The following is an 18955-nucleotide window of genomic DNA, read 5'->3' on the forward strand; positions in this document are numbered from 1 at the left end:
GGCACAACACTACCGCAACAGTCGCTTTTTATGAGCCGCCGCTTTTGCGGGCTGATCTAGCCAGTATTCATCCAACAGCGGCGCAATTTCCTGTTCCAGAACAAGCGTCAACCAACTATCAGCGGCCGCCGAATTAGTGGGTGGCTGGCAGAAATAGCTGTGGCCCAGCTGAAAATCTTCACCTAAATCGGGATCGTCGCTGATGGCCTGATTAAGCTCCGTGAGCCGCGTCACAAGCCGCGTAATGACAGCGGCCGGCACACCCTTTTGCGTTAGAAAACTTTGTAAAGGCGCGCCAAATTCTGGCTGCATTTTCACGAACGCAAACCGGCGTCGCAGAGCATAATCGAGCGGTGCCAAGGACCGGTCGGCGGTGTTCATCGTGCCAATAACGTACAGGTTTTCGGGCACGAAGAACCGGGGCACATGCGGGGGCGAATACGGGAGACGCACCGCGTGCGCAGGGCCACGTTTATCGGCTTCCAGCAACAGAAACAGCTCGCCAAAAATCCGGCTCAGATTGCCTCGGTTGATTTCATCAATCAGCAGAAAATAAGGCTTGTCGGGCTCCTGGGTGGCTCGGTGGCAAAACTCCAAAAGCACGCCCAGCGTCAGCCGAAAATTACCCTGGGCATCGGGCCGGAAGCCCTGCACAAAATCCTCGTAGCTGTAGCTGGGATGAAACTGCACCAGCTCCACGCGGGTGATATCCGTGGAGCCTAGCTCCAGCCAAGCCAGGCGTCGGGCCAGAAAGGTTTTGCCCGTGCCGGGCGGGCCATATAAAATAAGATTGCGTCGGCGCCGCAACGCTGATAACGTGTCATCAAGTTTTTGCTCTGACACGAACAGCTCCTGCAAGGCCGTGGCGCGGTCGTAGGGCGTTATGGGGGGCAAATTGTAGCTGGAAACGGGCTCCTGTACTTCTAGTTTTTGCCCCTTCGCCTTTTCGATGGGAGCCGTGTCGCTGGGCCGACCGGTGTATAAATCCTGCATGGCCTGCTGGGTGGCCACGTCATTATCTAAAGGAGAGTTGGCCAGACTAGGGCGCTTGGTGGCCACCGTAAAATCGAGGTGTTCGAGCAAACCATTCGTCGGGCCACCAGCGGGCAGCGGCCACTTGGCGTCGGTCTGGCCGGTAGCTAAGCGGTAGGCCAGCTGAGCCACTGGTCGGGGCGGGTAGCGACGGCCCCGATACACCAGGTCGTAAACGGTGCTGGGGGGCAAATTCAGCCCTTGCCGGTCGATGTGCCGGAGCGCGCGCAGCACATGGTCGCGGGTGAGTTGAGAAGGATCGAAAGAAGGGGTGGACATCCGGTTTTAAAGGTAGGAGCAAAACGAATGCAACACCAGAAAGGGTTCGGTGAGGAGGCAAAACCAAATTTTGAAAATGATGGGCTTGCGCAAAAGAGTATTCGGAGCCGAAAGCAAGCAACTTTTAAGTAACTAGGGTGCCTATAGCAGCACTTTACCTTATAAGAACGCATGCAGAGCAACGCGAAGCATCTCGCGTGCTGTCGTGAGGTTAGCATTCATGCTAAACACGCGAGATGCTTCGCGTTGCTCTGCATGACGGCCGAAATCATATTGTTCTTAATACAGAATACCCAACACTAACTCTTTGCTTATTCCCACTCGCTCGTTTCTCTTTCATGAAAAAACAGTACACCACCGCAGCGGCTCTATTACTTACCGCCGTTGCCTTGGCCCAAACTCCCGCCCCTTCGCCCCAGGCTGCCGCGCCCGCCAAATACCGGGAAACAGACCGCAAAATCAACGCCTTGGTGCACACCAAGCTCGACTTACAGTTTGACTATAAAAAGCGCTACGCTTACGGCAAAGCCTGGCTAACCTTGAAGCCCTACGCCTACGTCACCGATTCGCTACGTCTCGATGCCAAAGGCATGGATATCAAGACCGTGGCCTTGGTGAATGGCGGCAATCAGCAGCCGTTGAAATACACCTACGCCGATCAGCAAAACCTGCGTGTAAATTTGGGTAAGGCGTACCAGCCCGGCGCTGAGTACACTATTTACATTGAGTACACGGCTAAGCCCGACGAGCTAAAAACCAAAGGCAGCGCCGCCATCACCGACGCCAAAGGCCTGTATTTCATCAACCCCGACAGTGCCGTGGCCGGCAAGCCCGTCCAGATCTGGACCCAGGGCGAGACGGAAGCCTCGTCGGTGTGGTTTCCGACCATCGACCGGCCCAACCAAAAAACGACTTCGGAAATCAGCCTGACTGTGCCGAGTAAGTATGTCACGCTGAGCAACGGAGCCTTGGTAAACCAAAAGCCCGCCGGCGCGGGTCTGCGCACCGATACCTGGAAGATGGAGCAGCCCCACGCGCCCTATCTGTTTATGTTAGCCGTCGGTGACTTCAAGATTTATAAGGATAAGTGGCAGGGTAAGGCCGTCGATTATTACCTCGAGCCTGCTTACGCGCCCTACGCCAAGCAGATTTTTGGCGACACACCTGAGATGATGGAGTTTTTCTCCAAGAAGCTCGGCGTGGCTTACCCCTGGAATAAGTACGCCCAAATTGTGGTGCGTGACTATGTGAGCGGCGCCATGGAAAACACCACCGCCACCCTCCACGGCGACTTCGTGCAGCAGACCCCCCGCCAAATGATTGACCGCGACTACGCTGGGGGGCTTTCTGTGATTGCGCACGAGCTGTTTCACCAGTGGTTTGGCGACTACGTGACGGCCGAAAGCTGGAGCAATCTGACTGTAAACGAGTCGTTTGCTGACTTCAGCGAAGGCCTTTGGGCCGAACACAAATATGGCCAGGATGCCGCCGACGCGCACAACTACCGTTACCTGCGCCGCTACCTCAGCAGCCCCCGCGACGCCGCGAAACCTCTCGTGCGCTTCAATTATGAAGACAAAGAGGAGATGTTTGACCTCGTGTCGTACCAGAAGGGTGGGGCCATCCTGCAAATGCTGCGCACCCACCTCGGCGACCCAGTTTTCTTTGCTGGTTTGAACCAATATCTGAAGCAAAACGCGCTGGGTAATGGCGAGGCTCACCAGCTACGCCTGGCGCTGGAAGCGGCATCTGGGCAGGATCTAAACTGGTTTTTCAACCAATGGTATTTCGCGCCCGGCCACCCCGTCGTGACAATCGATTACTCCTGGGACGCAGCTCGCAAAGTGCAGTCCGTGACCGTAAAGCAAACCCAGGCGGGCGAGCCTTTTACGCTTCCGCTCGCCATTGATATGTATGTGGGGGGCAAATCGCAGCGCCGAAACGTAGTGCTGCGCAAAGCCACTGAAACGCTGGAGTTTCCGCTCGCCGCCCAGCCCGATCTGGTAAACGTGGACGCCACCAAAACGATGGTTTGGCAAAAAACGGACAACAAGCCATTGGCCGCTTATGCCTATCAGTACAAAAGTGCCCCCCTACTCGTAGATCGTCACGAAGCCATTGTGGCCGCTAAAGCTAAGCCCACTGAAGCAGCCGCGCGTGGCGTATTGCTGGCCGGTCTCAACGACAAGTTCTACGGCCTGCGCATGTTGGCTATTCAGTCATTAGACCTCGAAAATGCAGCCTTGCGCAAAGCTGCGGCGCCTGTTTTGCGCAAGCTGGCTAATTCCGATAAAGAAACCGTGGTGCAAGCCGAGGCCTTGATGACACTGGGCAAGCTCAAGGAAAAGCGCGATGAAAAGCTGTTTGCGCAGAAGCTCAAAAGCGAGTCCTATGCCGTGCAGGGTGCTGCGCTTCGGGCGTTAGCGGAAGTGAGGCCAGCCAAAGCATTGGTGCAGGCCAAAGCGTTTGAAACCAACAAGGAAGATGGCCTCACCACTGCTATAACTGAGGTGTATGCGGCCCACGGTGGCGCGGCCCAGTGGCCCTATATCCGCGACAAATTCGATGCGGGAAGCCCCCGCACCAAAGCCATGCTTTTTGAAAGCATGCTCGGGATGATGACACGCCTAGATGACCCAACAGCTTTCAATGAAAGCCTCGACCGTATTAAAGCTGTTGCCATCCAGTTCAAAAGCCAAGGCGCCGACAAAGCCATAATTCCTCTGCTGCAAGCTGTAAAGGAGAAGAAAAAAGGGGCCAGTGCCACACAGGCTCAACAAGCAGTAGACAAAGCCGTCCAGGAAATTGAGCAAGCGCAGTAGAAAACAGTGCTGAACCAAAAGGTGGTCATGTAGAGCGGCAGCGAAGCATCTTGCGTGTTTAGTTATTTAGCTTGGCAACATCAGCACGCGAGATGCTTCGCTGCCGCTCTACATGACCGTCAAAGTAGCTGGTTTCTGGTTGTGTAACCAGCAACCTAAGTACCTTGCCTACCCTCGAATATTCTTTTATGAACAGTTCTTTAAAGCTATTCTTACTGATTCTCATCGTAGCTACTGCTGCCCAACTGGTGCTCCCGTGGTGGGTTATCACGCCGGTGGCCTTCGTGCTCGCTATGGTACTAGCGCGCACCGGCTGGGGGGCCTTTTGGGCAGGTTTCGCTGGGGTTGGGCTGGGTTGGCTGGTGCTAGCCAGCTGGCTGAACTTGCAGAACGAAGGCCACCTCAGTCACCGCGTAGCCGAGCTAATTCCGCTGGGGGGGCGCGGCTGGCTGCTGGTGCTGGTGACGGCCGTGCTGGGCGGAGTGGTTGGCGGACTAGCTGCGCTGGCGGGCGTTTGGCTGCGCCAAGCCTTCGTAAAGAGCAGACAATCCCCTTCGACTTAAAACTTCAATTCTAGACATAGGCATAACATCACAAAAAGCCCCCCAGCCTCTCAATTGAGGAAGGCTGGGGGGCTTTTTTGGTGCAATCAATTGGTAGTGGCAAACTTCTATGATTGACAGCCATTGCAATACTTCTTTTCCATCCTCAAAGAAAGCAGGTTAATTAATTTCCTGAAACTCGCCAAAAAAGGCCAGCGCCTCCAGCGTGTATTGGGGCACGGAAGAGAAGTGATTGCCGTCCTTGATGGGGCGCAATTCTACTTGCGTAGCACCGCGGGCGCGCATGGCCTTGTAAGCATGTTCAGAGTTGAAAAAGGGCACGTAATCATCGGCGGTGCCGTGGAATAGCGCCAGCGGAGCACGCGGGCGCCAATCGTAGATGTCGTTGTCGCGGAAGGCGGCCGTTATGGGCTGGTCGGTTTTGTTTAGCACACCCGCCCGGAAGGGTTCCGTGAATAGCTCTTTGGGCTGTTCAGGTACTTTCGCAAACGGATTGGCTTGCAGATGTGTGGCCCAGGGCTCTTGGAAATAAGTAGTATAAGGCCGGTTGATGTTGTACACCCGATTATACGTGTCCAGCACCCAGACATAGGAGCTGAGAAAATTCAGTGGCTGATCCGACTTCAATATATAGTCGGCGAAGGCTGACTTATTGTACGCTCCCGCACCGGGGGCGCTGGCCGTAACGGTAAATTCCGACGCGTGCTTTTCCTCAATCAGCTTGTGCAAAGCCAATGTGGCAAAGCCGCCCTCTGAGTAGCCCAGCAGGAAGTTCTTATCGTTCAGCTCAATCTTTTCCTGCTTGCAAAACTCCCGCGCTGCCCGCATCATATCCAGCGAGGCCGAAGCCAGCGAAGTCGCGTGCTCATACGGGTGCGGTAAGCTCTTGGAAGCGCCATAGCCAATATAGTCGGGAGCCACCACCATGTAGCCCGAAGAAGCCAGCACCGATATGGCCGTCCATACTTCCCCGCCGGAGCGGTAGTAGGAGGGAGCTCGCGCTTCATCTTTGGGCGAAATAGTGCCATGCTGATAGCTCAGCAGCGGCAGCGGCTGCGATGCCATGGGCACCAATACCGCACCGGATGCCGTCACAGGCTGCCCATCTGTATTGGGCGTAGTATAGGTCAGCTTATACACCCGAATCGAATATTGGGTCAGGGCACTGACGATGGGCAGATCGGGCACGCGGCCAGCGAGCGTACTCGGCGTGTACTCACCAATCAGGGTGCTGCTCAGCAGGCGGCTGCTCGCTACCGGCGTGATGGGTGCTGCCGGAATGGCGGACGCAGCGGCTTCTAAGGCCGGTTCTTTGGTGCAGCTCAGGCCGGGCGCCACTAGCAGGCTCAGCCAGAAAAGGAAGGTGAAGTAAGGCAAGCGGCGACTATTGATTTTCAAAGACATTAGGAAGTTGTTGGGGCAAGCTGCCTTCATAACACCAATCTGCTCAAAAGATTTCGTGCTGCTACAGAGATAACAGGAAGGCTTACCTAATTAGCTTTTGAGAAAAAACAGAACCAATAATCACTTTCAACTAATTTATTAGTTGTAGATTCATCTTAACAAAAAAGCCCCCCATGCAAACCTTCCCTGAACTAACCCGTGCCGAGGAGCAAGTGATGCAGGTGCTGTGGCAGCGCGGCCCCTCTTTCGTGAAAGAAGTAGTTGCCGAAATGCCAGCGCCACCACCTGCTTACAATACTGTGTCCACCATCATCCGCATATTGGAGCAAAAGGGGTTTGTGGGGCACGAAGCATTCGGCCGCACGCACCGCTATGAGGCTTTGGTCGCGCAGGATGAGTACCGTCGCTTCTCGCTGCGCAAGCTGCTGGGGGGCTATTTCGGGAATTCGTTTCCGCAGCTGGTGTCCTTTTTTGCGAAGGAAGAAAACCTCGATGCCGCTCAGCTCGATGAGCTGCTGCGCCATGCCACCCAACCTCCAACCACCGACTCCGATGAACCCAATCAGCCTGCTTAAATGGATGATGCTCAGCACGGTACTGTTGAGCGTGTGGTGGCTCTGTTACCACCTCGCCTTGCGCCGTGAGCGGAGCTTTGGCTACAACCGGACGTTCCTGGTGCTGGGGCCGCTGCTGGCGGCGAGCTTGCCGTTGCTCCCGCTAGGTTGGCCAAGCAGTTGGGCAGCAGGCCCGACGGTACTGGTGCCAGGCATAGCAACGGTACTGCTGCCAACTGCCCAGGTAGGCGCATCCAGTAGCCAAGTTGGACTTCATTGGTCGCAATGGGTAATGGTGGGCTACATAATTGGTGTGCTGGCCACGTTGGCGCGGCTGTGTTTTGGGCTGGCCAGGCTTTGGCTGACTACTCGTCATCGGCCGTGCGAAAAACAGGCTGGCTACACGCTGGTGCGTACCGGTGGTCAGCTGCCATCCAGCTCATTTGGGCGGGTCGTGTTTTGGGATGAATCGTTACCACTTAGCGATGCGGAAGCCCACCAAGTGCTACAGCACGAGTTGGCGCATGTGCAGCAAGGCCACACCTACGACCGGCTGCTGCTGGAAGTGCTGAGTGCCGTGCTCTGGTTCAATCCATTTGTGCACCTGTGCGCCCGGGCGCTTACGCTCACTCACGAGTATCTGGCCGACGCGGCGGCGCTGAGTGCCGACACTACTATTACCTCACCTTCACATTCATATACTCACCTACTGGCCCGGCAAGTAGCCACCCGCCTTGGTTTCTCCCTTCCGCTTGCGCACTCGTTTTCTCATTCCCAAACCTTACGTCGCATTGCCATGATTCACCAAACTTCCCCCATCCGCCGCTGGAAACAGTGGCTTGCCCTGCCACTAGTGGCTTTACTAGCGTTTACCGTCGCCTGTGAGCGACACACGGAGCCAGTTGCTCCATCTAAGCGCGCTTCTTCTCAGAATGCCGAAATGTCACCCCCGCCTCCGCCGCCACCCCCAGCTCCCGATGCTGAGCCTGCGCCCCCACCTCCGCCCCCTCCTACAGCCAACAGTGTTTATAATAGTGTAGAGGAAATGCCGCTGTTTCGCACGGGCAACAATAATGATATTGTCGCCTTCATTCAGAGTAAGCTCAAGTACCCCGCCGAGGCCGTGCGCAGCAAGGTGAAGGGCAGAGTCATTATCGCTTTTATAGTAGATAAAGAGGGGAACGTAACTGATGCGTCCGTTGAGAAGGGAATAGGCTCGGGCTGCGACGAAGCGGCACTGAATGCTGTTCGTCAGCTTCCACGGTTTACGCCTGGCAAGCAGAATGGCGAGCCGGTAGCAGTGCGATTTGTAGTACCTATTCAATTCGCACCCTACTCCGTCCCGATCAGCAATTTATTTGGCGGCTTGGTTAGTTTGCCAAAGTGCTAAAGTGTAAGCCCTGGGCTCTATAGTCCTATACATAAGGAGGAACCGCTGGAAAAGCTCCGAATTTTGTCGGGGCCTTTCTGCGTTTAGGTCACCGCTAACTGCCCGAAATGGCCTAACTTGCAGATAGTTTTGGCCTTCTAATCAAGATTTATTCAGTGTTGTTACCGTTTTCGCCGCGTCACGCCGTAGTGGCCGCCACCTTAAGCCTCTTTTCTCTGTCTGCCTTACCCGGTTGCGGCACCCGCACCGATGGAGAAACTCCCGCCGCCAAAGCTTCTGTTGAGGCTGCTAAGCCAGTTGTCGTTGACTCTGCGGCGCTGAAAGTTGCCGCCATGCGCCGCGACTCACTCAAGGCCGACTCTATTGTAAAAGCCAATGGCCAGCTACCAGGGGCCATTTTGCCCGGCAAGCGTATTGTGGCTTTCTATGGCAACATCCGGGCGAAAGGCATGGGTATCTTGGGCCGTGAGCCCAAGGATCAGATGTTCCGCAAGTTCGACAAAGTGCTGGCCGAGTGGCAGGCCGCTGACCCTAGCATTCCTGTGCAGGCAGCTATACACAACGTGACTATTACGGCCCAGGCCGCGCCCGGCAAAGACGGCAAATACCGTTTGATGAACTCCAAAGCGACTATTGAAGAAGTTATTCAATGGGGCAAAGAGCACAACTGCATCGTGTTTCTGGACGTGCAGGTGGGCCTGAGCAACCTGGAAAACGAACTGCACAAGCTGGAGCCTTACTTGAAAGATCCTATCGTGCACATGGGCATCGACCCGGAGTTCGCGATGGAAACCAAAGGTGTGAAGCCCGGCCGCAAAATCGGTACCTTCGACGCCAAGGACGTGAACTACGCCGTGAAGTTTCTGGCTCGCATCGTGAGCGAGAACAATTTGCCCCCCAAGGTGCTCACCGTGCACCGCTTCACCCAAGGCATGATTACGAACTACAAAAATATCAAGCTCGACCCCCGCGTGCAGATCGTGATGCATATGGACGGCTGGGGCGACCCAACCCTGAAGAAGGACTCCTATAAGGCGTACATTCAGAAAGAGCCCGTGCAGTACACCGGCTTCAAGCTGTTCTACGAGTACGACAACCGCCCCGCTCCGCACCACATCATGACGCCGGCAGAAGTACTAGCCCTCACGCCAAAGCCATTATATATTCAGTATCAATAAAGCAGCAATACTTGCTTATAAAAAAGCCCCCCAACCTTATGTCGGGGGGCTTTTTTTATTGAGAAACAGTTGGTTTCATCTTACTAAATGCGAGCGAAAACCGAACTTAGATCCTTCGGTTTAGCTCTATGAAACTTTTTAGATTGTTGCCGGTGCTAGTATTGCTGAATGCCTGCGCCGTAAGGTCAGCCACTATTGCCCTGCCCGCACTCCCCGACTTCACCAGTTATCCGGTGTACTACGGGCCGGATCTGGGCCTTACATTCCAAGCGGGGCGCGCCACGTTGCGGGTGTGGGCCCCCACGGCAGAAGCGCTGCACCTCAAGCTTTACACTAATGGCATAGGAGGGGAGTCGGTGGCCGACTTTGCTATGCGAAAGGCCGAAAGCGGCACCTGGACCTTTACGTTGCCCGCGCAGCCGGCTGGCCGCTTTTATGTGGTGCAGGCAACCATTGGGGGGCAAAAAATGGCCGAAGTACCTGACCCCTATGTGCATGCCGTGGGGCTCAACGGACAGCGTGGCGTTTTGCTCGATCCGGCCTCGGTGAACCCAATGGGTTGGCTTGATGACCAACGCCCTACGCTGGCCAAGCCCACCGACGTAATAATCGGGGAATTACATCTGCGCGACCTGTCCATGCACCCGAAATCCGGGATTGAGCATAAGGGTAAATACCTGGGACTAACGGAGCACGGCACGCATGGGCCTGATGGTGTAAGCACGGGCCTCGATCATCTGGTGGAACTGGGTATCAGCCATGTACATCTGCTGCCCACCAATGACCTTGCTTCCATCGATGAAAGCAAGCTGAGTGAAAACCACTACAATTGGGGCTACGAGCCGCTGCACTTCTCCGTGCCCGAAGGCTCTTTTGCTACTGACCCCACCGACCCTGCCGCCCGCATCCGGGAGCTGAAGCAGGTGGCGCAGGCCTTACACCGGCGCGGCCTGCGCCTGGTGCTCGACGTGGTGTATAACCACACCACCGATGCGTCCCGCACCAGTTTCGAGCAGCTCGTACCGGGCTATTATTACCGACACAATGACGATGGCAGCTACTCCAACGCTACCGCCTGCGGCAACGAAATAGCCTCAGAGCGGCCTATGGTGCGCAAGCTCATTGTGGAATCGGTGGCGTACTGGGCCCGCGAGTATCACGCCGATGGGTTTCGGTTTGACCTGATGGGCGTACTGGATATCGAAACCATGCGCGCCGTGCGCGTGGCCCTCGATCAGCAGGATCACAGTATTTTGCTGTATGGGGAAGGCTGGACCGCAGGCCCCAGTCCCTTGCCCGAGACGGCACGGGCGGTGAAAGCCAATGTACAGCGGCTGGAACGTATTGCCGCCTTCAGCGACGAGCTGCGCGACGGCGTGCGTGGACACGTATCGCGGCGCACGGAGCCGGGCTTCGCCAGCGGGCATCCGGGGTTGGAGGAGAGCGTAAAATTCGGCATTGTGGCGGCCACCGAGCACCCGCAGGTCGATTACTTGAAGGTAAATTACAGCAAAGCGCCCTGGGCCGGCACACCCGCCCAAACCATCAATTACGTAGCCTGCCACGACGACCAGCTGCTCTGGGATAAGCTAAAATCATCGAACCCGGGCGCGACCGAAGCTGAATTGATTCAGCGCGATATCCTCAGCAATACCATTGTGTTTACTTCGCAGGGAATCCCGTTTTTGCCTATTGGCGATGAGTTTTTGCGCACGAAAGGCGGCTCCCACAATTCCTTCAACCAGCCTGACAGCGTTAATCAAATTGACTGGGGCCGCAAAGCCCGCTATGCGCCGGTATATGCGTTTTATCAGAAGTTGCTGGCCTTACGTCGGGCTCACCCGGCTTTTCGCCTGCCCACCCATGAGCTAATTCAGCAGCACCTTGAGTTTCTGCCAGATTTGCCCCCCGGCACCATTGCTTACCGTCTGCGCGACCACGCTGGCGGCGACACGTGGCGGAATATCGTAGTGATTTTCAATGGCAACCTAGCCCCTGCTTCCGTCACGGTGCCGGCTGGTAGCTACACGGTCGTATTGCGCGGCGACCAACTCATGCCGACTGGCATCGAGAAAATGCCCCCCAGCCGTGAGCCATTCGCGCTAAAAATGCCCCCCAGCACCGCCACAATTATAGTGGAGCCCTAACCGAGCTTGGGAGCACCGAAAGTGCTGGAGCAGATGATGCTACGGTGGGGAAAATGAGTTGAAAAGACGATCCTAAGCCCTCAATGGAGCTGACCTCAACGTGAATACCGTGCAAATCGGCAATCGTTTTGACGATGGATAAGCCCAGTCCGTAACTGTCTTGGGTGGCACTAGGACCTTTATCGAAGGGATGAAATAGGCGCGCGACCTGTTCCTTGGGGATACCCTGCCCCGTGTCGCGCACTTCCAGAATATAGCCCATCCCAGCAGGCGCGGGCCGCCCCAGTAAGTGAATTTGCCCGCCTTCGCGGTTATATTTCACTGCGTTGCTCACTAAGTTGGACAAGAGCGTGAACAGCAGCCCGCGGTTACACTGGTGCACGACAAAATCGGGCTGCACCACGCGGTGAAGGGTGAGACCGTAGACTTCCAATCGTTCGTAGAGTTCTTCGGCTACTTCGCCCGTTAGCTCTTGAAGCGACACTTCATCGGTGCGGGCGAACTGGTCATTCTCAATTTTAGAAATCATCAACAGCGACTTGATAATAGTGCGCAGGCGATGCACCGTGCGCTGCGACTCCACTACCCGCAGCAGGTTTTCCTCCGACAAAGTATCGTCGGCGAGCATATTATCGAAGCGGTATTGCAAGGCGGCCAGCGGCGTGAGCAACTCGTGCGAGGCATCGGCAATAAACTTGCGCTCCTTGGTAAAGGATTCCTGCAGGGTGCGCATCATAGTGAGCAAACTCTCGTCGAGGTGCCGGAAGTCGTCGGTGCTCGTGGCCAGAGGCTCCAGGTTAAAAGACGCCGGGTGGCGCACGTTGCGCAGGCGTCGGCTGATGATGGTACTCAGCGGCTCCAGCAGATAGCGAAAAAAGGCTAAGTCCGCCAGCGTCGTTAGGCCGATGGCCAGCAGCAGAATATAAAACGCATACTGGCGGAAGTTGCGCTCCGTCTCGCCGATGCTGCCCGTGCTGCGGCCCACTTCCAGCAGATAGTTCTGCCCGTTTTGAGCAAATGAATAGCTGAGTACCCGATACTCCACTATCTCATCTTCCACGGCCCGTTTCGAATCTTCAATAAGGTTGATGGTCGGGCCGGCTGGAATTTCCTCAAGCGATATAAATTCTTCCTTCAACAGGTTGTAGCTGCCATACGACGACTGGTCGTCCTCCAGAAACGTGGAAATACCCGTGCGCCGAATCAGGCGCAGAACCTTTTCTTTCTTCTGCTGCAGACGCTGATCTGTGCTGTGTAGCGCCAGGCGGCTCATAACAGGAGGCAGCACGCCTACCAGCAGCAGCAGAATAGCCACCCGCGACAACGCATTAAACAAAGAAAACTTGGTGCCGAGCTTCACGCTTCTAAACAGGTAAAATCACTGGTACAATTACGCCGTCAGGGCTGAGGCCGGGTGGTGTTCTGCGGTTTTACCACTTAGTTAGTGCTGCAAGGTAACCCGGTAACCCAGGCCCCGGACAGTCTCTATCCAATCGGCGTTGGCGTAGCGACCGAGCTTTTTGCGCAGATTCTTTATATGGGCATCAATGTAATTGGAGTCGAAGCCCATTTCGGGTAAGTTGCCCCAGATATGCTCGGTAAGCTGAAGCCGGGTGAGCACCCGGTTACGGTTCAGGACCAGGTAGCTCAGCACATCAAATTCCTTAGTAGATAAAGGAACCGCTAAGCCCGCGTGCAGCAGTCGGCGAGTTTGCAGATCCAGCTCAAAGGCATGACAGGCAACGTGGGGCTTGTGCAGACCAAAGCGCCGCCGGGTAATGGCATGCATGCGGGCCAGCAGTTCCGGCAGCGAAAAGGGTTTGGCCAAGTAGTCATCGGCGCCCAGCTCCAGGCCCCGGATGCGGTCTTCCACGGCTCCACGCGCGGTGAGGATGATGACGGCCGCCGTCAGGTCGTTCTGCTTGGCTTCCGCCAACACCTGCAGCCCATCACCATCAGGCAAACCAAGGTCCAGCAGCACAAAGTCGAAGGGTGTGTCAGCCAATTGTTCGCGGGCTTCGCGCGCGGTGCGAGCCACGGTGCAGTTGAAGTTTTGCTGGTGCAGAAACAAGCCCAGCTCCCGGGCCAGCGTACGTTCGTCTTCGACAATCAGGACAGTCATGCTAAAGTACTGGGGGGCTTTTATAAGGTCAGCGACACGCTGGCGGTCAGGTAAGATCGGGCTACTGAGACATCATCGGGCACCAGGTTGACTGGCACGGTGTAGCGCCAGGCTGCCTGCACCGATACCTTGCCGCGGGCGTAGGTTACGGGGAGGCGCAGTTCGTAGTTGAGGAGGCGAAAGCGCGTTGTTTCGCTCGTCTCAGTGGTGGGGCTTCCCGTGCCAGGGCCACGGCCGGCCGGCGGACCACCATTGCCACGCTGCCGTTGCTGTACCAGGCTGGTTTGGGCAAAGCGCTGCGTCCCTATAGTGGCGCTCAGCCGGGGCTCTATTGCAATATAGCCCCCCAGCACTTTGTCAATCTCGAAGTAGCGGGAATTGTCGAGAATAAGAAACAGGTCGCTGGACTCCCCAAACACGTAGCTTGTATTCAGGCGTGAGTATACATATCCCCAGTCCCAGCCCAGGTAGCCATCGAGCGAATTATTGACGCTGGACTTTACCAACGGGCTGTTAGCGGCGAACAAAAAACGGGAGTAGCTGATGGAGGCGTCTATTTTCTTGGTCAGATCAACGTCCCAACCCACCGACAAGTCCGTTTCATCCACGAAGCTGCTGGTAGAAAACAGATTGTAGCTCACGGCCGAACCCCACACGCCAAAGCGGCTTTTGTAGATTAGCTCGGCGGCAGCATACGGGTAGCGCTCCGTTTGGGTACGCCCAAAAAAGGAAGAGTTGTTGCCAGCACTTAAGGTGGCTGTGATGCTGCCCCGACGGGGGGCATTATTGTCGATGGCGGGAGCCACTGTAGCGCCCCCGGTGGGTTGCCCACTGCCTACATCCTGGGCGCAGGAAATTTGGGGAAAACTCATGCCTATTGTCAGTACGCCTCCGATAAGCCAAGCATACGGCTTATGCAACCACATCATAGAACGTGAAGAAAGAAGATGAAGATGCTAGTTGCCACGCCCGCGCCCGGCGCCTGCTGCCCGGCTAGCGCCACGACCTGCTTCGGTACCACCCCGGGCGCTACGGGCACTGTGCTCGGGCCGAGCTCCGCGGGCCGAGCGGCTGGTAGCACGCTGCTCTGGTGCAGTGGCGTCGGTTACCCGCTTGGGCTTACGCTTAGCCTCTGTCTGGGGCACCGCTTTGATCGGCGCTGAAGAGCCCGCCCCCTGGGCTGTAGCAGACTTATCGCCCTGCCCCGGCACTACAGCGGAAGCCAGCAGCGTAGGAGTATCCGAACGGCTAAGCTTCCCGATCACGGGTGCCTGCGCCTGCGCCTGATTTATCAGCAGCGACAAGGAAGCTACTACGAGTAGAGAAAGGAGAGATTTCATCGTTGCTATACTGCCTGGTGGGCGCGGGAAAGTAATTATTGAAGGGTTCGGACCTCGGTTAAGTTGGTCCACAGACCCAGCCCGAAGCCGATGGAGTTAACCACCGTCTTCGGGCCGGTGACGTGGCGCTTGGGCAAGCCGTGACGACTAGTTACCACCCTGATGGCTGGCACCTGTCTGGTGGCTACCGGCTGCCGGACCGCGACCACCCGAGTGAGCAGCACGGTTGGCATTGCCGCGTGCGCTTTGCTTGCCACGGGTAATACGCTCAGGACGGGCGGTGCTCTTGCCTTTGCTGGCTGAGCGGCCTTCGCTGGCCACTGCGCTTACACCGGCTCCTTTGTCGGCGCCGGTGAGGGTGGTATTTTGGGCTACATCGCTTACCGTTTGTCCGTGGTTAACGGGAGCCGTTGCGCTTGCATCTTTTGTGTTCTTCTTCTCTTTTTTCTCAGGACGCTCCGTTTTGGCAGGGCGCTGGGCTTTGTCGGGGCGCTCACCCTGGGCCGAGGCAGTAGCAGGCGTAAGCAGTACAGTAGTGGCTAGCAGAGCGGCGGAAAACAGAAACTTTTTCATAAGTACTAATGGGTTAGAAGTGGGGTAAGTGTCAAAGTGTGCTGTAAACCTATCACGGCAAGATGATGTGAAAATGATAAGTGCCGTATTCGGAAAAAGCCCCCCACCTATATAAATTCGATTGTGATTCTGCTGACTTAAATTTTTGTACAGTCAGCAAATTCGCTACCAAGAACAACCGTTGTTACTGTTTGTCGCCAGTAGTATTTGCTTATTTCCGGGCTGTCATTATGCCGACTCACATAAGTATTTTAAGACTTTATAAAGAACGCCTAGCGCCTTAGCAAACTTTGTGTCAGACTGACTACTTAGTTTACTTATAATGGAAGGAGGGACCTGAAGTAGAAACGCTTAGCTTCTCTATTTCTCTGTTTACCCCACAGTTTCAGTGGTACTCACATTAAGCCCAGCCGCAAGCCATTCACGCTAAAATGCCCCCCTGTACCGCCACGATTTTAGTGGAGAAATAAGGATTTACCAAGCAAGCAGATTGCCGTTACGCAACAATGATTTCGTGCTTGCTGAGCAGGCCGGGCAAGCCCTCCAGACTGAAGCGGGCCCGCTTCACAACGTTCATATCAGGGTCGATGAGGAAGCCGGAAGCGGTGGTAAAATCAGTGGCGGTGAGCTGCGTTTGCTCGAATATCGCCCCCGTCAGATTGCACTCCTGAAACACAGCTTCTGCGAGGTCGGTGTAGGAAAAATCTGCCTCCGTCAGAACGCAGTTTGCGAAGCGGGCGCCGCGCATGCGCTTGCCGTGGAAGGAAGCGTATGGAAGTTGGCAATGAGCAAACTCCACCTCAAACCACATATCCCGACAGGCCGAAAACTGCACGCCTGAAAGCTTGCACTCCCGAAACATTACGTTCTGCAAGCCCGCACCCGCCAGCGTAGCCAATGATAGGTTACAACGCTCAAACACGCAGTCAATGAAGCGCTTATCGGTCAGGTTGGCCCTCGAGAAGTCGCAGGCCACGAACCGGCATTGCTCCATCTCCTGCTGGGGGGCAATTTCAGCCGCCGTCCAGCGCTCAAACACACGCTCAGGTGAAAAAACGAGCGTGTGTTTGAGCGCTGGAGTGGTACGCCGTGGTTTCATGGTACTCGGAATAGGAGGACAGTTCGTTGAATATCTTAGTCCAGCGAACGGCCGTGAAACAGCAGGTAGCCGATATGGCCGAACACCCCAAAGCGCTTAGCTGAGTCGTCGTAGTAAATACCGTGCAAGGCTAGCGGCCCAACGGGCGTTTGATACACGAAACCCGTGCTAGCCGTCAAGCGAGGCCGGTCGAAACCGGATTTTTGGATGGCCCGCTGACCTTCGCTGTCACGCAAGGGCTTGTACACAAGGTGGGCGAAGGCTTCGGAACGCCACTCCAACTTGCTGGCCAGCAGGCTTTGCGAGAAGCGCAGACCAGCAGCAGCGTAGCGCGGCGAACGGTAGTTGTCCAGAAACAGCGTACGCGAATCAACCAGCGGCGAGAATACCGGGGAGGTCGTCTGAGACGAGCGGAAGTTGGCGAAGCGGGCCTGCCCACTGATTACTACTTCTCCAAAATAACCCCAGATCTGCTTTTTGCTGGGCAGCATAAAGTACTGCTCTGCGGTAGCTGAAAACTGCAGCCATTGGTGGTCGTCGCGGTACTCGTTCTCAAACACCGAGGTAGAGCCCGGGCTATATATTTCGGTGCCTTGCACGCCGCGTATACTAGCCAAAGCCCGACGTCCGGCTGTAGGGTACTGCTTGCGGTTCAGGGAGTTGCGGCTATAGCGCACTGCCGCCGTCAGGCCGCGGAAGCTGGTGCGGTCCAGCACGTCGCTGGATGATACTTCCCGCGTATTGGCGTAGTTATCCTGGTTGCCAAAGTAGCCAGCCTCCAACGAAACACGGCTGCGGTAGCGGGGACTAATCCCGATCTGTACGCCCAATGCCAGGTCGCTCTGCTCGATAAGCGTATTCTGAATGTCACGGCCAAGCAGACCGCCAGTCTGCTGGTAGCTCCAGTTGTTGTAGGTCACGCTGGGCTCCACGAAGAAGGGCAGCTTCTCTGGAATACTGACCCGGAACCGGCCCTGCACGGCATTGTAGAAGCGCCCCAAATTGGCATTTGCGGCCGCAGAGTACAGGTATTTGGTCAGCCAACGGTATTCCAGACCCACATAAATATTATCCACAGCTCGCGTAGCCAATACGAAACCTGCTTCGGCCGAGAGGTTATTATTCTGGCGGGCATCGATGTTGAATACATAGCCCTGCCGGTCCTGATCATAGCGAATGCGCGGGTAGATATTGCGAAAAAAGTCGTCGGCCGCGAGGCGATAGTAGCCTTCCTCAATCTCGTCGATTGTATAGCTGCGGCCCTCTCGCCGAAAAAACCGACTTACGTAGGTGTTTTGCTTTTCGGCCAGACCTTGCACCGTGATGCGTTTAAAAACCGGACCAGGGGCCGAATTCTGAAACTCGCGGCGGCGGCGGGCCAGCGCCAGCGTATCCACGCGGCGCGGAATGCGGCGCAGCATCTGCGTGAGCTTATCCTGCGCCGCCTTTTCGCCCAGCTCGATCAGCTCGCGCACTTTGTCGAAGTCGGTGGCGCCGTAGCCTTCCAGGTCGGGCTGAATGAATACCCCGTTCGGCCCTACGGCCAGCGTATCGGCCACGTCGGCGCCCAAAAACACGATGGAGCCCAGCAAAAGCTCATCGTCCTTCTCAAACGGGTATTTTTTGTAGGCTACGTCGCCCACGTTCACCCCAATAATAATATCGGGCTGAAACGCAGACCGCATCACGTCGGTGGGGAAGTTGTTATAAATGCCTCCATCGAAAAGGTAGCGGCCATCGGGGTTGCGGATGGGCCGAAACACCAGTGGTACAGCCATCGAATTGCGCACCGCGTCAGCGAGCGAGCCGTTTTCCTGTACTACCTGACGACGGGTAAATACCTCGGCGGCGAGGCAGCGGAAGGGAATAAACAGATTGTCGAAGTCGTAGTTGGCGGCAGCGGCTGCCGGAGCCAGAAACTTGGCCAGGGCAAAGTTTAGGTTAACGTCGTTGATCAGATTGGGCGAGATGCGCGTGTTCAACGACGAGTCGATGGCCACGCCCACGCGCAGGGCCGCCGGTGAGGCATCAGCGTTCAGGTAGTTGAAGGCTTTATCTTGGAGTTGCTCGCCTGACACCCAGTATTGAAAGTCGGGGTCCATCACAATTTCCTCAATTTCAGCAGGCGAGTAGCCAGCTGAGTACATAGCGCCTACCACCGAGCCCATGCTTGTGCCGATGATGTAATCAATCGGTATCTTGTTCTTTTCCAGAACCTTCAGTACGCCCACGTGTGCCAAACCTTTGGCGCCGCCCCCGCTTAGCACCAAGCCAACTTTCTGCGCTTGAGCCGGCAGGGTGGGTCCGCCGAGCCCCATAATCAGAAGGCCGAAAAAAAGAAACCAGTTACGTAGCATAGATAGGAAGTAGCACAAAAAAGCCCCCTAGGGGCAGCGAGTCGGCATCATTTGGCGCGACTGGTGAGCAAATTACCGCTTTCCAACGGTACCAC

The 18955-nt window shown here is 56.0% G+C and carries 15 protein-coding genes; 6 read left to right on the forward strand and 9 right to left on the reverse strand.

Annotated features, from left to right (window positions below; all coding sequences use genetic code 11):
* Positions 1-9: 9 nt before the first annotated feature.
* On the reverse strand, positions 10-1311 hold the full coding sequence (locus H8B13_RS16700) for an AAA family ATPase (RefSeq protein ID WP_187311938.1): 1302 nt from the start codon (positions 1309-1311) through the stop codon (positions 10-12).
* 338 nt (positions 1312-1649) lie between these two features.
* Here H8B13_RS16700 and H8B13_RS16705 point away from each other — a divergent pair, with 338 nt between their 5' ends.
* Together H8B13_RS16705 and H8B13_RS16710 are read left to right on the forward strand one after the other, a co-directional pair.
* The gene (locus H8B13_RS16705) at positions 1650-4133 is read left to right on the forward strand and encodes a M1 family aminopeptidase (RefSeq protein ID WP_187311939.1); all 2484 of its coding nucleotides are present in this window, start codon (positions 1650-1652) and stop codon (positions 4131-4133) included.
* Between the two features lie 188 nt (positions 4134-4321).
* Positions 4322-4696 carry a hypothetical protein gene (locus H8B13_RS16710; protein ID WP_187311940.1) on the forward strand — a complete coding sequence of 125 codons (375 nt, stop codon included), beginning with the start codon at positions 4322-4324 and terminating at the stop codon, positions 4694-4696.
* 159 nt (positions 4697-4855) lie between these two features.
* Here the strand turns inward: H8B13_RS16710 and H8B13_RS16715 are convergent, their stop codons facing one another.
* Positions 4856-6100, reverse strand: coding sequence for an alpha/beta hydrolase family protein (locus H8B13_RS16715; protein ID WP_187311941.1), 1245 nt, complete (start codon positions 6098-6100; stop codon positions 4856-4858).
* Between the two features lie 173 nt (positions 6101-6273).
* On the opposite strand from H8B13_RS16715, the gene H8B13_RS16720 reads away from it, so the two are divergent.
* From H8B13_RS16720 to pulA, 4 genes are all read left to right on the forward strand, one after another.
* A complete protein-coding gene (locus H8B13_RS16720; RefSeq protein WP_187311942.1) occupies positions 6274-6675 on the forward strand; it encodes a BlaI/MecI/CopY family transcriptional regulator in 402 nt (133 codons plus the stop codon).
* Positions 6653-8044, forward strand: coding sequence for a TonB family protein (locus H8B13_RS16725; RefSeq protein WP_187311943.1), 1392 nt, complete (start codon positions 6653-6655; stop codon positions 8042-8044). Before H8B13_RS16720 ends, H8B13_RS16725 begins: the two co-directional genes overlap by 23 nt.
* Before the next feature lie 155 nt (positions 8045-8199).
* Positions 8200-9222: a hypothetical protein gene (locus H8B13_RS16730; RefSeq protein WP_315985156.1), complete on the forward strand. Its 1023-nt coding sequence runs from the start codon at positions 8200-8202 to the stop codon at positions 9220-9222.
* A 128-nt stretch (positions 9223-9350) separates the two neighbouring features.
* Entirely contained in the window at positions 9351-11369 is a 2019-nt protein-coding gene (pulA, locus tag H8B13_RS16735; RefSeq protein WP_187311944.1) for a type I pullulanase, read from the forward strand.
* On the opposite strand, the gene H8B13_RS21600 is transcribed toward pulA, so the two are convergent.
* From H8B13_RS21600 to H8B13_RS16770, 7 genes are all read right to left on the reverse strand, one after another.
* Positions 11353-12729 carry a sensor histidine kinase gene (locus H8B13_RS21600; protein ID WP_187311945.1) on the reverse strand — a complete coding sequence of 459 codons (1377 nt, stop codon included), beginning with the start codon at positions 12727-12729 and terminating at the stop codon, positions 11353-11355. The genes pulA and H8B13_RS21600 overlap by 17 nt on opposite strands.
* Positions 12730-12810: 81 nt before the next feature.
* Positions 12811-13491 (reverse strand): response regulator transcription factor, encoded by a 681-nt coding sequence (locus H8B13_RS16745; RefSeq protein WP_187311946.1) that lies wholly within the window; start codon positions 13489-13491, stop codon positions 12811-12813.
* Between the two features lie 20 nt (positions 13492-13511).
* On the reverse strand, positions 13512-14363 hold the full coding sequence (locus tag H8B13_RS16750; RefSeq protein WP_187311947.1) for a hypothetical protein: 852 nt from the start codon (positions 14361-14363) through the stop codon (positions 13512-13514).
* Between the two features lie 84 nt (positions 14364-14447).
* The gene (locus tag H8B13_RS16755; RefSeq protein WP_187311948.1) at positions 14448-14831 is read right to left on the reverse strand and encodes a hypothetical protein; all 384 of its coding nucleotides are present in this window, start codon (positions 14829-14831) and stop codon (positions 14448-14450) included.
* A 147-nt stretch (positions 14832-14978) separates the two neighbouring features.
* A complete protein-coding gene (locus H8B13_RS16760) occupies positions 14979-15404 on the reverse strand; it encodes a hypothetical protein (protein ID WP_187311949.1) in 426 nt (141 codons plus the stop codon).
* 496 nt (positions 15405-15900) lie between these two features.
* Positions 15901-16503 carry a pentapeptide repeat-containing protein gene (locus tag H8B13_RS16765; protein WP_187311950.1) on the reverse strand — a complete coding sequence of 201 codons (603 nt, stop codon included), beginning with the start codon at positions 16501-16503 and terminating at the stop codon, positions 15901-15903.
* 35 nt (positions 16504-16538) lie between these two features.
* A complete protein-coding gene (locus H8B13_RS16770) occupies positions 16539-18860 on the reverse strand; it encodes a patatin-like phospholipase family protein (protein WP_187311951.1) in 2322 nt (773 codons plus the stop codon).
* Positions 18861-18955: the final 95 nt, after the last annotated feature.

It is taken from the genome of Hymenobacter sp. BT188 (assembly GCF_014333585.1).
Taxonomy (GTDB): domain Bacteria; phylum Bacteroidota; class Bacteroidia; order Cytophagales; family Hymenobacteraceae; genus Hymenobacter.

Coding starts and splice junctions, on each gene's coding strand:
- H8B13_RS16700 (WP_187311938.1), bottom strand. CDS start 1,311: ATGTCCACCCCTTCTTTCGATCCTTCTCAACTCACCCGCGACCATGTG.
- H8B13_RS16705 (WP_187311939.1), top strand. CDS start 1,650: ATGAAAAAACAGTACACCACCGCAGCGGCTCTATTACTTACCGCCGTT.
- H8B13_RS16710 (WP_187311940.1), top strand. CDS start 4,322: ATGAACAGTTCTTTAAAGCTATTCTTACTGATTCTCATCGTAGCTACT.
- H8B13_RS16715 (WP_187311941.1), bottom strand. CDS start 6,100: ATGTCTTTGAAAATCAATAGTCGCCGCTTGCCTTACTTCACCTTCCTT.
- H8B13_RS16720 (WP_187311942.1), top strand. CDS start 6,274: ATGCAAACCTTCCCTGAACTAACCCGTGCCGAGGAGCAAGTGATGCAG.
- H8B13_RS16725 (WP_187311943.1), top strand. CDS start 6,653: ATGAACCCAATCAGCCTGCTTAAATGGATGATGCTCAGCACGGTACTG.
- pulA (WP_187311944.1), top strand. CDS start 9,351: ATGAAACTTTTTAGATTGTTGCCGGTGCTAGTATTGCTGAATGCCTGC.
- H8B13_RS16745 (WP_187311946.1), bottom strand. CDS start 13,491: ATGACTGTCCTGATTGTCGAAGACGAACGTACGCTGGCCCGGGAGCTG.
- H8B13_RS16750 (WP_187311947.1), bottom strand. CDS start 14,363: ATGAGTTTTCCCCAAATTTCCTGCGCCCAGGATGTAGGCAGTGGGCAA.
- H8B13_RS16755 (WP_187311948.1), bottom strand. CDS start 14,831: ATGAAATCTCTCCTTTCTCTACTCGTAGTAGCTTCCTTGTCGCTGCTG.
- H8B13_RS16760 (WP_187311949.1), bottom strand. CDS start 15,404: ATGAAAAAGTTTCTGTTTTCCGCCGCTCTGCTAGCCACTACTGTACTG.
- H8B13_RS16765 (WP_187311950.1), bottom strand. CDS start 16,503: ATGAAACCACGGCGTACCACTCCAGCGCTCAAACACACGCTCGTTTTT.
- H8B13_RS16770 (WP_187311951.1), bottom strand. CDS start 18,860: ATGCTACGTAACTGGTTTCTTTTTTTCGGCCTTCTGATTATGGGGCTC.